The organism is Boudabousia marimammalium (assembly GCF_001936115.1).
GTDB lineage: Bacteria > Actinomycetota > Actinomycetes > Actinomycetales > Actinomycetaceae > Boudabousia > Boudabousia marimammalium.
This window is the reverse complement of the sequence record NZ_MPDM01000003.1, coordinates 50,478-64,785: the sequence shown is the minus strand read 5'-3', so window position 1 is coordinate 64,785 and position 14,308 is coordinate 50,478. Positions and strand designations below refer to the sequence as shown.

Annotated in this window: 13 protein-coding genes; 3 read left to right on the top strand and 10 right to left on the bottom strand. The window is 51.3% G+C overall.

What is annotated here, in order from left to right:
• The first annotated feature begins 86 nt into the window (after positions 1–86).
• A complete protein-coding gene (locus BM477_RS03320) occupies positions 87–308 on the top strand; it encodes a DUF7455 domain-containing protein (RefSeq protein ID WP_075361264.1) in 222 nt (73 codons plus the stop codon).
• A 114-nt stretch (positions 309–422) separates the two neighbouring features.
• Here the strand turns inward: BM477_RS03320 and BM477_RS03315 are convergent, their stop codons facing one another.
• A complete protein-coding gene (locus BM477_RS03315; protein WP_075361263.1) occupies positions 423–2,153 on the bottom strand; it encodes an RNA polymerase sigma factor in 1,731 nt (576 codons plus the stop codon).
• Between the two features lie 119 nt (positions 2,154–2,272).
• Positions 2,273–2,650, bottom strand: a complete 378-nt coding sequence (locus BM477_RS03310; RefSeq protein WP_075361262.1) for a universal stress protein — start codon at positions 2,648–2,650, stop codon at positions 2,273–2,275.
• A 75-nt stretch (positions 2,651–2,725) separates the two neighbouring features.
• Here BM477_RS03310 and BM477_RS03305 point away from each other — a divergent pair, with 75 nt between their 5' ends.
• Entirely contained in the window at positions 2,726–3,835 is a 1,110-nt protein-coding gene (locus BM477_RS03305) for a polyprenyl synthetase family protein (RefSeq protein ID WP_084543684.1), read from the top strand.
• Between the two features lie 145 nt (positions 3,836–3,980).
• On the top strand, positions 3,981–5,984 hold the full coding sequence (pknB, locus tag BM477_RS03300; RefSeq protein ID WP_158024346.1) for a Stk1 family PASTA domain-containing Ser/Thr kinase: 2,004 nt from the start codon (positions 3,981–3,983) through the stop codon (positions 5,982–5,984).
• Between the two features lie 2 nt (positions 5,985–5,986).
• Here the strand turns inward: pknB and BM477_RS03295 are convergent, their stop codons facing one another.
• The 8 genes from BM477_RS03295 to BM477_RS03255 form a co-directional block, all read right to left on the bottom strand.
• Positions 5,987–7,324: a class II 3-deoxy-7-phosphoheptulonate synthase gene (locus tag BM477_RS03295; RefSeq protein WP_075361260.1), complete on the bottom strand. Its 1,338-nt coding sequence runs from the start codon at positions 7,322–7,324 to the stop codon at positions 5,987–5,989.
• A 79-nt stretch (positions 7,325–7,403) separates the two neighbouring features.
• Complete coding sequence (locus tag BM477_RS03290) at positions 7,404–8,633, bottom strand: pyrophosphate--fructose-6-phosphate 1-phosphotransferase (protein ID WP_075361259.1); 1,230 nt, start codon at positions 8,631–8,633, stop codon at positions 7,404–7,406.
• Between the two features lie 126 nt (positions 8,634–8,759).
• Positions 8,760–9,548, bottom strand: coding sequence for a lysophospholipid acyltransferase family protein (locus BM477_RS03285; RefSeq protein WP_075361258.1), 789 nt, complete (start codon positions 9,546–9,548; stop codon positions 8,760–8,762).
• Positions 9,549–9,989: 441 nt separating this feature from the next.
• The gene (locus tag BM477_RS03275) at positions 9,990–10,385 is read right to left on the bottom strand and encodes a hypothetical protein (protein ID WP_075361256.1); all 396 of its coding nucleotides are present in this window, start codon (positions 10,383–10,385) and stop codon (positions 9,990–9,992) included.
• 18 nt (positions 10,386–10,403) lie between these two features.
• Positions 10,404–11,426: an FKBP-type peptidyl-prolyl cis-trans isomerase gene (locus BM477_RS03270; protein WP_075361255.1), complete on the bottom strand. Its 1,023-nt coding sequence runs from the start codon at positions 11,424–11,426 to the stop codon at positions 10,404–10,406.
• 57 nt (positions 11,427–11,483) lie between these two features.
• Positions 11,484–11,831, bottom strand: a complete 348-nt coding sequence (locus BM477_RS03265; protein WP_075361254.1) for a HesB/IscA family protein — start codon at positions 11,829–11,831, stop codon at positions 11,484–11,486.
• Between the two features lie 77 nt (positions 11,832–11,908).
• Positions 11,909–12,904 (bottom strand): hypothetical protein, encoded by a 996-nt coding sequence (locus BM477_RS03260; RefSeq protein ID WP_075361253.1) that lies wholly within the window; start codon positions 12,902–12,904, stop codon positions 11,909–11,911.
• Positions 12,905–14,263, bottom strand: coding sequence for a dipeptidase (locus BM477_RS03255; RefSeq protein WP_075361252.1), 1,359 nt, complete (start codon positions 14,261–14,263; stop codon positions 12,905–12,907).
• Positions 14,264–14,308: the final 45 nt, after the last annotated feature.

Sequence of the window (14,308 nt, the reverse complement as noted above, 5' to 3'; positions counted from 1 at the left end):
GCCAGCCGCGAAAGTCGAGCTTTACTGCTGAAAATACATAGATTACATGGTTGTATGTTGGTATGACAGAAACTAAGGAATCCGTAATGACGAACCAGTCCGAAGCTCAAGATACTACACTCACAGCGCTTGACCGTTGTGATGCGTGCGGCGCTCAGGCCTACGTCCGAGTTCAGGTAGGAGATTCCGGTCAGCTCCTATTCTGTGCACATCACGCAAGAAAACATGCTCCCGTGCTGAAACAAGTTGCACAGATTATCGAAGATGAGTCTGATCGTCTCAGTCAACCCGTAGGAAACCGTGACTGAATAGTAAGTATCCAATAAGGAATGGGCCTCAGATATTTCCGAGGCCCATTCCTCATTGCGCCTACGCTTAAAAAGAAGTTTCAAGTGCGAGAGAACTAGAAAAGCAATCAGGCTTTAGTCTAGATAATCACGCAGCACTTGGGAGCGAGAAGGATGCCGTAGCTTCGACATAGTCTTAGACTCAATCTGACGGATACGCTCGCGTGTCACGCCGTAAACCTTGCCGATTTCATCCAGAGTCTTAGGCTGCCCATCTCCTAACCCAAATCGCATTTTCACGACGCCAGCCTCGCGCTCGGACAGCGTACCAAGCACTTGCTGTAGCTGTTCTTGCAACAATGTGAAAGAAACTGCTTCTGCCGGGACGATTGCTTCGGAGTCTTCAATCAAATCACCGAATTCAGAGTCTCCATCTTCACCCAGCGGAGTGTGCAAACTGATTGGTTCACGACCATACTTTTGCACTTCCACGACCTTGTCAGGTGTCATATCCAGCTCTTTGGCTAACTCTTCAGGGGTAGGTTCGCGCCCTAAATCTTGCAACATCTGACGTTGCACACGAGCAAGTTTGTTAATAACTTCCACCATATGCACCGGAATACGAATCGTTCTGGCTTGGTCTGCCATAGCGCGGGTGATTGCCTGACGAATCCACCACGTAGCGTAAGTCGAGAACTTGAACCCCTTGTTGTAGTCAAATTTCTCCACTGCACGAATCAAACCAAGGTTACCTTCCTGGATTAAATCCAAGAAAAGCATACCGCGGCCAGTGTAGCGTTTGGCGAGTGACACTACCAGACGCAAGTTGGCTTCTAGCAGGTGGTTCTTGGCGTTCTGTCCGTCTTTCGAAATCCACATCAGTTCCCGACGTAGCTTAGAAGGCATGAGATCACCCTCGCGTTTAAGCTTTTCATCGGCATAAAGTCCGGCTTCGATTCGCTTAGCTAAATCAATCTCTTGATCAGCAGTCAGCAGAGCGACTTTACCAATCTGTTTCAGGTAATCCTTCACCGGGTCCGCGGTAGCTCCAGCTACCGTGACCTGCTGGACTGGTTCATCAGTATCATCTGAGTCAGAAACCACAAAGCTGGCGGCCTTCTTGGAGTCCTCAGCCATTTGTTTGGCCGTACTAGGCTTTTCCGTTTCCTCGTCATCAGAATCCGGGTCAACATCAGGTTCTCCATCGTCGTCAATATCGACGTCGTCTAAATCGAGATCCTCAAGATCATCTGTCTCCACCAAGTCTACGTCTGGAACCAGTTCTACGTCATCAGGCAAATCGTCTAAATCATCGTGTTCCCTATCCAAATTGACATCTACAACCGGCTCTTCTTTCGCCACAGCTTTCTTAGAAGATTTAGCTGTGGAAGAACCCTTCTTAGTCATCCGAGTACCGGTCTTTCTGGAAGTAGTTTTTTTGCCTTTTTCAGCTTCATCCTTCTCGGATGCGGCTTTGACCGGGGAGGCTTTTTGGGCAGTAGACTTAGTTTCGGTCTTTTTGCCAGTGTTAGTCTTCTTTGGAAAACTCTTCTTAGTGGCGGATTCGCCAGAGGATTTAGTCTTCTTATCTCCCGTTTCCTCAGACTTCTTATGAGAAGTCTGAGAGGAAGCAGCTGTCTTGCTCGGGGCAGACTTTTTTTCGGCAGTTTCCAAGGTTTTGGTTTTACTCTTGCGGACGGGCTTCTTCTTTTCAGTCGCCTCAGACTCCGCCCCGTTCTGGGCTACAACTTTCTTAGCCGGCGCTTTCTTCGCGCCGGTAGCTGTCTTTTTTGCGGTACTGGAGCTAGCTCGCTTATCAGCCTTAGCAACCTTGTCAGACGACTGTTGTTTAGATGGTTCTGGCACGGAGCACCTTTCGTGAACTGCATTACTTTGGCCTGTACGGCACAAACATTAACAATTATAATCGCGGGGACGAATATTTTCGCGTTGAGTGAGCTATTACAACTTCTGTGCGGTGGCGCCTAGTTAGCTGTTGCGGTCAGAACTGGGCAGGGGGAATTCAGTAGAATATTCTGAGCCTGCGGCCCCAAAGTCCAGTTTCCGCCAACTTTTCCAACCAATCCTAGGACAACTAGCTCGCATTCAAGTTCCGTCGCTAGCTTAATCACCTGTTCAGAAATCTGCTCTCCTGGACCGCTCCGGTGAATCTCAAATGGAATATCGGTCGCGCCTAGCATCTCCCAAAGCGGGCCTTCTGGGTCACGGTTATCGGGGCCCAGCTGTTCGTCTTCAGACAGCAAAACTAGCAGAGAGGTACGCATTTTCGAAGCTACTGCGATTGCTGCATTCGCCGCCGCATTAGACTCCTCCGTACCACAGTAGGTTAGCAGAACTGCCATAGACACCTACCCCCATTTCGTAAATCACTTAACATAGCAGTGGTCTGGACCGGTTGAATCTGTTATCTTGCGAGAATGACTCAAAGCCATCACAGCGCGCCCCTATCAGATCCCTCCCAGTATCTCACGTTGGTCAACCAACAGCTAACTAAACGCGCTAAAGCCACACCGTATTCCCAGCAAAGCACAGATACACCGAGATATTGGTCCCTCCTTGATGAGTTACTATTGGCTTCGGTACAGGGAGGCAAGCGCCTCCGCGCGCTGTGCGTTCACGCTGGCTATCTTTTGAGTGTCGAAGATGACTCGCAGATATCAGCAGACAGCGCGGAACAGCTTGCTCTTTTAGGCAGTGCAACCGAGTTCTATCAGGCGTCCGCGCTCGTCCACGACGACCTCGTTGACCACTCTGACCTGCGCCGAGGAAAGCCCACCACTCATGTTCGTGCCAGCCAATCTCACCTAGCCACAGACAGCGCAAAACTCTCAGATTTTGGTACTGCCTCAGCCGTGCTGGTAGGCGATATTACCTATGCTTTGGCGCTCGAGTGCGCCACCGAAGCAGTGCGGGAACACCCCGCGGGAATGCAGATTTTGCGGGACTTTGCGCAGATGACTAAACGGGTTGCCATTGGGCAATATCTTGATGTTGTCTTAGATATGAAGACAGTAAATCAGAGTCTGGACACAGACCGTCCAATCGAGGTAATCAACTATAAAACTGCCGGGTATTCCGTAATTGATCCAGTCTGTCTCGGGGCTCAGTTCGCAAATATCTCCGGTTCCCGCCTATCCGCGTTATGGAAAGCTATCTCCAGTTGGGGGGTCGCCTTTCAACTCCGCGACGACCAACTTGGAGTATTCAGCCCGGCCAGCGACTCTGGGAAACCTGCTCAGCACGACCTGGTTGAAGGGAAGCGTACGTACCTATTGGCACTTACTCTGCAACTATGTTCCTCGAGCGAAAGAAAGCTGCTAGAGCGACTATATTCACAGCCAATACGCAGCACAGAAGATTGCCTAACCATTAGTCAATTGATGGAGACAAGCGGCGCCCGTGAAGCCGTCGATAATAAGATTGACGAACTCTACCAGCAGGGGGTTGAGAGACTGGCAAAACTCGATTTTCCCAACTCTGCTCCCCTACTTGACCTTAGTGAAAGTCTCGTTTACCGCACTAGGTAGTAGCCGGCGATCTCACACGCCCGGCCGATAACTAGGTAATGGTACTGCTTCCCCCTAAACTATTGTTGTGATGTTGCCGCCATCTGAAGAAGACCACGATTCCCCTCAAGGTTCCGCTAGCCAATCGCCGGAGCCTCTAACTGGCGTGTCTAAAGGTGCGGATGCGGCTCAGGAGATTGTCCTCTCCGGTTCCCGCTCAGAATCCGAGGACGCGGCTATTAAGGATCCTTTGATTGGGGTTAAGCTGGATCAGCGTTACCGCGTCACGAAACTTCTGGCCCGTGGCGGCATGGCTACCGTTTATCACGCGGTTGATGAACGCCTCGAACGAGAAGTCGCTATCAAAGTAATGCATCCGCACCTCCTCGGATCCGGGTCTTTTGCCGCTCGTTTCCAGCAAGAGGCACGTTCTGTCGCACGCCTAATTCATCCACATATCGTGACAGTCTTCGACCAAGGTCAGGTGCAAGGGACCGCCTACATCGTGATGGAGCTGGTCGAGGGCGCAACAGTGCGCGACTCACTGCGCACCAGCGGGCCGTACCCTCTCGGCCAGGCCCTAGAGCTAACGAAAGCCATCGCTCAAGGACTTGATGCCGCTCATCGTAATGGAGTTGTGCATCGCGATATCAAGCCCGAAAATATTTTGCTTACCCAGGATGGCTCTCCTAAGATTGCCGATTTTGGTTTAGCCCGCACGGTTTCCGAGATTTCGATTAGTTCACATTCCACAGTTCTCGGAACAGTCGCGTATGTGGCGCCAGAAGTCGTTACAACTGGAGATTCGGATGGACGCGGAGACCTATATTCGCTGGGGATCATGCTTTACGAGATGATTACTGGCACCACGCCCTTTGGCGGAAAGTCCCCCATTAATGTTGCATATTCCCATGTCAACGAATCCGTTCCGTCGCCTTCCACATTGGTCGATTGGCTACCTATTGAGATTGATGAACTAGTCTCGGCTCTCACAGCCAAAAACCCCGAGGAACGGGTCAGCTCAGCAGCGGAAGCTCTCACCCTGATAGGGAATACATATGCCGCAATTCCCGCTTCTTTATTGGCTCGCCGTGCTGATTTCGTTGTGGAGGACACCGCAGTAGAGCCAGACCAGACAATCCGGTTCCAACCCCAGTCGTATACTTCTCCATTACCTCCGTCCCCGGCTGGCAAAGACACGGTACTTGCTCCCGTCACGGTTCACAAACAAGGAGCTGAGCAGATTCCAATCGCTTCTGATGAAGCTGAACAATCTAGCCGGCGCAGGTGGCCGTGGATCCTCCTCCTCATATTGCTCGTAGCTGCAGCATTCTCTGGTGGAGGTTACTGGTGGTATCAAGCTCTTGGTCCGGGCTCATACAGCATCATGCCGACCGTAGAAGGTCTACCAGTTGAAGAAGCACTGGATAGAATCAACGCTGCCGGCTTCACAACTGAAACCCAGGAGGGATTCTCCGACACCATCCCTGCAGGCCATGTAGTCGCTACCACCCCAGAAGCAGGACAACAGTTCCGGAAGTCTACGCCAGTCCAAGTTAGAGTATCCCAAGGCGTCGAAATGTTCACGGTTCCAAGACTTGAAGGTTTAAGTCTTGACGACGCACAGGAAACCCTGCTGAATCTTCGGTTTAAAGCCCCGACTATTATTGAAGAGTGGTCTGAAACTGTTCCGGCAAAGCAAGTCATGTCTGCTAGCGAATCTGAAAACGCTTCAGTGCGGCATGACACCGTAATTTCTTTAACCGTGTCCAAAGGAAGACAACCTTTCGAGCTTCCTAATCTAGTCGGCAAAACCTTAACTGATGTCAATACCGAAGGTGATGATGCCGTTTTCAGTTATGAACTAAGTGAGGCATTCTCCGATACCGTCGCACAAGGCTCAATCATCTCGCAAGAACCAGAGGCCGGGAAAACCCTCTATCGCGGCGATAAAGTCAAACTGGTTATCTCGAAAGGACCTGAACTGGTCGAAGTGCCTAGGGTATTTGGGGCTACTACCGAGGAAGCTAAGAAACGCCTTGAGGCCGCAGGTTTCCAGGTGAAGATAAAGAAATTCAGCGGTGGCTTGTTGAACCGGGTACGTTATGCTGACCCCGGACAAGGCAAAATGGCACCCAAGGGCTCAGTCGTAACGATTACTATCTTCTAGGATTAGACTGCTAGATACTGAGTCAGCAAGAAAGCTAGTTCCAAAGATTGCTGATGGTTTAGCCGAGGATCTACAAGAGTCTCATAGCGTTCTGCTAGCGCATCATCTGAGACATCCTGCGAACCGCCCATGACTTCGGTGACATCATCCCCAGTTAGCTCAATATGGATACCTCCAGGGATACCGCCTGCTTCCCGCACAGCTTGGAAAAAGCCTTCGACCTCGCCGAGGATATCGCTAAAGCGTCGCGTCTTGTATCCGGAGACTGAGGTGATCGTGTTGCCATGCATCGGATCAGAAATCCACACGACTGGATTCCCTGTCTCTTCAACGGCTTTCACCAATCCTGGTAAGACCTTTCTAATGTTACCCACACCCATTCTGGTGATGAATGACAGACGCCCAGGCACACCTTCAGGGTTCAGCAAATCAATCAAACGCAGCAAATCCTGAGGCGAAGTATTTGGCCCAATCTTCACTCCAATCGGATTGGCAATCTGCATGGCTTGTTTGACGTGTGCGGATTCAGGGTCTCGGGTTCTCTCACCTATCCACAGATAATGTGCCGAGGTGTCGTAAAGTTTACCGGTACGTGAATCAACACGCGTCATCGCGGACTCGTACTCTAAGAGCAATGATTCATGCGCGGAATAAAAATCAACAGTCTTGATCGAATCAAAATCTGCACCTACCGCCGTCATGAATCTAAGAGCCCGATCCAATTCACTCGCAATGGTTTCGTATTTGCTAAAGGCCGGGTTATTCCGAAAGCCCTGATTCCACAGATGCACCTGACGTAAGTCTGCGTAACCACCTTGGGTAAAAGCCCGGATCAGGTTCAAAGAAGTAGCGGAGCGCTGATACATTTCCAGTAGTCGTCGTGGATCCGGCTGACGTGATTGATGCGTGAAGGCGAATCCATTTACTGCGTCACCACGATACGAAGGCAAAGTTATGCCGTCTTTAGATTCTTGTGGGGCCGACCGGGGTTTCGAATATTGTCCCGCTATCCTGCCCATCTTCACAATCGGCATGGACGCTCCATAGCTCATTACTAAGGACATTTGCAAGATTGTCTGGACTTTAGCGCGAATCTTATCTGCAGTGGAGTCAGCAAAAGTCTCCGCGCAGTCACCACCGGTCAACACGAAGGCTTGGCCAGCGGCAGCCGCTGCCAGCTTGCGGGTGAGTTGATCGACTTCACCTGCAAAAACTAGCGGGGGCCTAGTTCGCAAGTCTTCAGTGATTTCGCGCAGCAACCTTTTGTCGGCGTAGCTGGGTTGCTGTTGTGCCGGATAGTTACGCCACTCGTTTAGCTTTGCAAAGGTTTGCGCGTCCATTAGTTCTACTACCTCTTTAAATGGTTCTTCCCCTGGCCCAAGATGTGCCAGGGGAAGAACCTACGTTCAAAACTACCGATTAGTGACCGGCAACGGTCTCAGCAGGTTCAACGGTCTGGCCGATATTTGCCATCATGTCCTGGAACCAAGGTTCCATGATGTTGAAGGGCTTGCCACCGGCGATGCGCTCAAAGGGCACGGCCTTGAGTCGGTTGTTATCTTCCTCGTCATGTCCGACAACGCCGGAAGTGCGTTCAAATGCGCACTGCACGGCAAGGTCGGTCATAGACTTAATCAGGCGGAGGTCATCAGCGTTGGCACGAGCGGAACGGGAGAAATAACCGGACTTCTGTACCATGACCTTCTCCGCACCAATCAGTTCAGCGAACTGGTTAGCGAACCACTGTCCGGGATTAATCCTATCGAGCTTCACATGACCAAAGGGGTCACGCGGAACTTCCATACCGCTTTCTTCCATCTCAGCAATGATTTCAGGCACGCCCGCACCCTCAGACAGGAAGATGTTAACGTTGCCCTGTGCATCCATGATGGCGCGCAGACGGGCAGCCTCAGCATCAATATCAATCTTCATTTCGGGAACGAATACGGCGTGAATATCCCAGCGTTCGCGTGAAAGACCAATTGAAGGGACCCATTCCTGGGTATCCAGCCACTTGCGATAGGCAAGAGAGGAAGCAGCGGTCAACCAGCCGCAGTTACGTCCCATAACTTCATGCACGATGAGCATACGCGGATTCGAGCGATGCTCACCAATCACATTCTGCGCGAAAACGGATGCCTGCTCGGCAGCAGTCCAAGCACCGAGGGATTGACGAATCGGAACCACATCGTTGTCGATAGTCTTGGGTAGGCCGACAACAGTCAGGTTGTAGTTGTGCTCAGCCAAATAGGCGGCCAGATCTGCTGCTGTCGTGTTGGTGTCATCGCCACCAATGGTATGCAGAACGTCGACACCGTCCTTCTCTAGCTGTTTTGCCGCAACCTCAAGCGGATTATCGCCTTCCTGTACCAGGCCGCGCTTAATCAAGTCTTCGGCGTTGGTCAGCTTAACACGTGAGTTACCGATGCAAGAACCACCGAAACGGTGTAGCACATCAGCATGCTTGCGGGCAGTCTCATCTACAACAACAAAGTTGCCGGTAAGTAGACCGTGGTAGCCGTTCTGATACGCGATAATCTCAACTTCAGGAGCGATTTCAGTGTAGCGCTCAATCAATCCGCCAATAGCGGATGAGAGACAGGGAGCGAAACCGCCGGCAGTAAGTAGAGCAACACGACGAACCGTCATTATTATGCCTTCCATTTTGGTCAACAGTCTACGCTGTTGAAGTAGGTGGGTGAGTTCCTCAACTATTGTACAAGCTATTTACTTTTGCGTCGAAGAAGTCCTTAAGCAGCGCGCTTATGCGAAACATCACTCAGCAGAGCGATCGCCTTGAGAGTCCTGGTTTTCTTCCGCGATAGTTTCAGCAGTTCGTGGCACTGGGCCAGCAAATTTACCCTCAGCAGCTAGACGTGCTTTCACAACGGAAGCATACTCATCAGAGTATTCCTGCTTCGAAAGGTTCATCAACGCATACATGATTTCATCAGTAACTGCGCGTAGAACAAAACGATCTTGTTCTAAACCGCTGTAACGTGAGAAGTCCAATGGCTCACCAACGACAATACCAACCCGGTGCAGACGCGGAATCCTAGTGCCAATAGGCTGCGCCACATTAGTCTCAATCATCGCTACTGGAATTACCGGAGCACCCGAGCGCAAAGCCAACTTAGCAACGCCGGTGCGCCCTCGGTATAGCTTACCGTCGGGACTACGGGTACCCTCCGGATAAATACCAAAAAGCTCCCCTTCAGATAGTCGCGCCAGACCCGCGTTCAACGCGGCCTCGGCTGCCTTACCGCCGGTACGGTCAACTGGAATTGTGCCCACCATACGCATGAATTTGGCGATAAACTTTCCCTTCAAACCCTTACCGGTGAAATAGTCGCCCTTACCCATAAAAACAATTGATCGTTTAACCATCAAGGGTAAGAAAACGGAGTCAAACACAGCAAGGTGGTTGGAAGCCATGATGGCTGGGCCGTCTTCGGGGATGTTCTCAGCCCCCTCAATCCAAGGGCGATAAATCAGCTTGAGAAACGGGCCACCAATCAATTTAAGTAGCTTATAGAACACGAGTCCTCCTTGGCTTCGATGCATGGCCGAATAACTACTGATTATATGCCTAAAACTTCCCAACTGCTACGATACTGCTATGTGGTTTCGTAGAAATGGACACGAGCAAGAAGAAATCGACGCTGAATTTCGGCGTTTGGTCGAGAATACTGAGATCGATGCGACTCTGGGTGGGCCACGCGATTACTCACTGGCGGAAGATCCCGATGATGGCAAATTTATGGCCCCCGAACCAGACCCGCTACCCAAGCTGAATTCCCTAAGACAGGTCAGCATCTTCCTCTTAATAATCCTGATAGCAGGATGGGCAGGTCTAGGCATAGCCCAGATAGTCTTGCCAGTCTGGGCGCGCGTTAGTGTACTCGTCGCTGGGGCTGTACTTTTCGCTGTGACGTTACTTCCTCTTGGAGGCAAGCCCTTTAGGAAGCGTTAGGTGGCCACACTCGGCTCACCCCAGGCAAAGAGTTACCGCTTAAGGAGCTGAGCCACTTGTTCTTGTAAAAGAATCGGTTCGACCGGCTGAGTTAGAATCAAACTTGCATGCGCGCCTCTGGCCAACCATTCGTCCTGCTGGCGCGCGACGATGAACACAATCGGCGGGATGGAGTCCTCCGGCAAAGTATCGTGCACGGTGTGGGCTACTGACATTGCTCCGTCTTTTTGTACCTCTCCATCGAAGATGGCAAGGTCCACATGGTTTTCTTCCAGTATGCTTGTTACTCCGAATGAGGTAGCAGCATCATGGAAAGTTACTTGTGGAGAGCCCACGTAGGGATGTAAACCGATAGCAGCTTTAATTTCTTCCCGAAAACTGCTGTCGTCACTGAAAACCAAAATATTCAGATGGTCTTTGTTGGCCATTTTGTCCTCCCTGTGGATCTAGTTGACTAGATCTCTATCTCCCACGCCCATAATATCAATGATCTGCACCAGAGTACGACCATCCCCCATCTCCACAACGCGTAGCAGACGGGTACCCACCGTGTAGTTTAGATAGGCGGCAGCATTCGGATCATCCCCAACTAGGTAACCCAGCTCCTCACCAGTTTGAGCCGGCTCTTTGTTGCCCGCATAAGTGTAGGTTTGCCGCGCAAAGAAAATTTTATCCTTGGAAAGCTGCTCACCCTTTCCCTTCAGCAGGACGTAGAACTTGTCGGGCGCTTCGCTGACCACTGAGGCTTCGGCTTTCAAAGTGGGATTTCCCTGCTGATTGTTATCCGTGGTGACACCAGCAGGTAGGCTTACGTTCTGCTTTTCCGCAGCTGCGATAGCAGCATTGCCCTGTTCCTTAATCTTTGGCATCAATGCTTCCAGCTTAGCTTGCTTTTCAGCAGCTTTTGCCTGCTGTTCTTGCGCTTTTGCGTCCGCTTGTTCTTTCGACATAGCTTCAATAATGTCCACGACAAAGACCAGTGTCGCTTTCCCCGGAATCGTCGGAGGATTGCCTTGATCTCCATAACCAAGATCAGAAGGAATCACCAACAGCACGCGGTCACCGACGTGCTTTCCTGCCAATCCTTTAGTCCAGCCCGCAATAACACCAGAGAGTGAGAAAGTGGCAGGCTGTCCCCTATCGAAAGAGGAATCAAAGGGCTTACCATCCCACAACTGACCGGCATAATTCACGGTCAAAGTATCGGTCTCTTTAACTTCCGGCCCATCACCCTTAACTAGCACCTCAGAAACAAGCTCAGTCGGTTCTTTCCCCGTAGCCGGATGGATAATGGGCTTTTCCCCAAATCCACCTTCAACTACCGGCATATCACCATCTACTGGGGTAGCAACGCCAGACGCAGTGGGCTCCGGAGTCCCATTAACTGGGGCGGAGTTGGAGCATCCTGCCAGCCCGAGGGATAGTGTCAAAATGGTTGCAGCTACTACACTGGCTTTGCGCATACGCATGCGTTTTCTCCTTGCCCTGAGGCTGGTCTTAACAACCTGAGGAAGTTGATTTGTTAATTAGTTGAATGATTCGCCACAGGCGCAAGAGCCGGCTGCGTTCGGGTTGTCGATAGTGAATCCCTGCTTTGAGATGGTGTCAGCAAAGTCGATGGTGGCTCCGTTAAGATAGACTGCAGAAGTCTCATCGACAACGACTTCTACCCCACCAAAATCGCGGGTTAGGTCACCATCAGTAAGGTGTTCATCAAAATAAAGCTCGTAAATTAAACCGGAGCAACCACCGGGAGCAACTGCAATGCGGAGACGAAGGTCATCACGGCCTTCTTGTTCGAGCAAACTTTTCACTTTTGCTGCCGCAACATCAGTCAGGTTTACACCATGGGTGACTACAGTATTCTCGGTCATGATTATTTCCTTGCTTTGGGAACCTTTACTGTCTATGAAGATTATATGGCTTTTCAGGCTATTGCTCATTTTATTTGTCAGAGGTTACCCCAAGTGCGAGCTAACCGCCCAAAAGTCTTTGCGACATCTGGTTCCTGCCAACTCTTTAACAAATAGCGAGCCTGCAAACCCAGTTCAGACATTTCCATTCTGTTCAAAGAAGAATACCTACTAATCAAAATGCATGGTATTGCTCTTAGATTCGCTGCTTCTACAATCTCGCGATGCAACCAGTTGTCTAAAGTCCAGGTGTTGAGCTCATCAACCAGCGAAATCACCAAATCGGATTTGTCTAAGGCCGCCTGCACTCGGCGATCTGTTGCGAGATGCTCACTGAGCCTCCAGCAGGGTGAACCTAGCATCGCATGCACCGCAGCGATTCCGCCCCCAGCTGCAGGGAGTGTTCCGTAGGTATAGGGTTTAGCTCCGGCGCTATCTTTCAGCTCCAAGAAAGAACCGGAAGGCTCATTCTGCTTCCCATAAATCCGGTACAGTTCCCGCAGACTACTGCTTGCGCCAGTTTCCTGTTCTGAACCTCTAGAGACAGCTACTGGCGGCGGAGGCACCGACAAAGTACGGGAGGTGCCCAAGATAACGGTGATTGGGCTTCCGGCTCGACCATAGCGCGAACGTATCTGGTTCCATACCTCGGTCTGACTATTGGCCTCCGTAAAACCAAGGGACTGCGAAAGAGCATGCCAATAAACAGTAGAGACATCCACGCCATAGGTTTCATGGCAAATCAGTTTCAGTCTTTTCCCGCTAGCGATGACTTCTCCTACCTGCGCACCAAGCCGGGATGCACCCTCGTCATTAATCTCCGAAGTGACCTCGTAAGAGTCTGCGCCACCCGAAATTGCGGCCCACTCTGGGATTGCTGCACGGGGTGGAAAACCCAGAATATCAGAGATGGCACCGCCACCTAACTCCCACGCGAAAGCGCAGATATCGGCAATAGAAGAGGCATCACCCAGGGCGGATTCTGCCGGCGTGCGTGACCGCGGCGGAGTATGAAGAAGTAGAGCTCCAGACATTTAGAGCTGCCCGGCAGTTCTCGCCAGCAGTAGCGCTTCCGCAATCATGGCATGACGCAAATCGCTCAGGTCTTGTGATTCATTTTCAGAATGCGCATTCGTCTGGGGGTCTTCAACTCCCGTGACCAGCACAGCCGCATTTGGGAACATCTCTTGGAACTGAGAAATGAATGGGATAGAACCGCCGACCCCAATATCCACGGGATCGATACCCCACGACTCTTTCAGAGCCCAGCGCAGATCGGCGATAGCTGAGGTGGAAAGATCCGCTTGGTAGGCAGGCCCGCACTCCCCTTCTTCAATCGTCAGCTGAGCACCAAAAGGCGCATGGCTACGTAGATGCTGCTCAAGGGCTGCTTTTGCCGCCTCACTAGACTGACCTGGAGCAACGCGCATAGAGAGAACGAAACGGCAGCCAGAGGCAATCGTATTGGAAGCTTCAGCAACGGAGGTAACATCCATCCCAATCACAGAGATAGCGGGCTTAGTCCACATACGTGCAGCCAAATCACCTGTACCAGCCAGCTGCAATCCTGGCACCGCACCCACCTCTTGACGCAGGTTCTCTTCCGGGTATTCCACGTCTGCCTCAGGGCTAGCAACCAATCCAGCAACCGCAACGTCTCCTTGCTCATCATGCAAAGTAGCGATCAAGCGCGCTGCCAAAGTATTCGCGTCCAGAATCGGACCACCGAACATTCCCGAATGCACGGCATGGTCCAAAACCTTAAGCTGTACCGTAAGTTGCACAACGCCGCGCAAACTGGTGGTGATCGCAGGATGCCCGACCTTCCAGTTATCGGAATCAGTCACGATAATCAAATCTGCGGCCAGCTTAGACTGGTTCTGCGCAACGAACTGCTGAAATGAAGGCGAGCCTATTTCTTCTTCACCCTCAATGAAAACAGTTACGTTCACACCCAGTTCATCACCCAGTGCAGAAACCGAAGCCAGATGGACCAAGATGCCCGCTTTATCGTCTGAGCTACCGCGACCGTACAATCGACCGTCACGAATCTCGGGTTCGAAAGGCTTTCCCTGCCAGGCAGAAAGATCCCCTGCGGGTTGCACATCGTGATGAGCATAGAGCAAAACTGTCGGCGCCTCCGAGGATACGTGCTTCCTCGCGATTACGGCCGGGCGACCTTGCCATCCATTCGGACCGGAGGCGGAAAGAATCTCGGTTTCAAAACCTCGCTCAGCAAATAAGCCGGCCACTGTTTTCGCAGACTCATGCAAAGGCGTTAAATCATAGGATGAAGAAGAGATCGACGGAATCCGTACCAAACTGCTCAATATATCTGTGTATCGTGCGAAATCTTTATCAATCCGTGCGGTAATTTGTTGCGCGCTTATCATGCACTTATTCTAGCTAGTGTTAGACGAATGAGTCTAACGGGGTGC

What these genes read in the sequence shown, in the direction of transcription:
- BM477_RS03320 (WP_075361264.1), top strand. Translation starts at nt 87, where the DNA reads ATGACGAACCAGTCCGAAGCTCAAGATACTACACTCACAGCGCTTGAC.
- BM477_RS03310 (WP_075361262.1), bottom strand. Translation starts at nt 2,650, where the DNA reads ATGGCAGTTCTGCTAACCTACTGTGGTACGGAGGAGTCTAATGCGGCG.
- BM477_RS03305 (WP_084543684.1), top strand. Translation starts at nt 2,726, where the DNA reads ATGACTCAAAGCCATCACAGCGCGCCCCTATCAGATCCCTCCCAGTAT.
- BM477_RS03295 (WP_075361260.1), bottom strand. Translation starts at nt 7,324, where the DNA reads ATGGACGCGCAAACCTTTGCAAAGCTAAACGAGTGGCGTAACTATCCG.
- BM477_RS03290 (WP_075361259.1), bottom strand. Translation starts at nt 8,633, where the DNA reads ATGACGGTTCGTCGTGTTGCTCTACTTACTGCCGGCGGTTTCGCTCCC.
- BM477_RS03285 (WP_075361258.1), bottom strand. Translation starts at nt 9,548, where the DNA reads ATGCATCGAAGCCAAGGAGGACTCGTGTTCTATAAGCTACTTAAATTG.
- BM477_RS03275 (WP_075361256.1), bottom strand. Translation starts at nt 10,385, where the DNA reads ATGGCCAACAAAGACCATCTGAATATTTTGGTTTTCAGTGACGACAGC.
- BM477_RS03270 (WP_075361255.1), bottom strand. Translation starts at nt 11,426, where the DNA reads ATGCGTATGCGCAAAGCCAGTGTAGTAGCTGCAACCATTTTGACACTA.
- BM477_RS03265 (WP_075361254.1), bottom strand. Translation starts at nt 11,831, where the DNA reads ATGACCGAGAATACTGTAGTCACCCATGGTGTAAACCTGACTGATGTT.
- BM477_RS03260 (WP_075361253.1), bottom strand. Translation starts at nt 12,904, where the DNA reads ATGTCTGGAGCTCTACTTCTTCATACTCCGCCGCGGTCACGCACGCCG.
- BM477_RS03255 (WP_075361252.1), bottom strand. Translation starts at nt 14,263, where the DNA reads ATGATAAGCGCGCAACAAATTACCGCACGGATTGATAAAGATTTCGCA.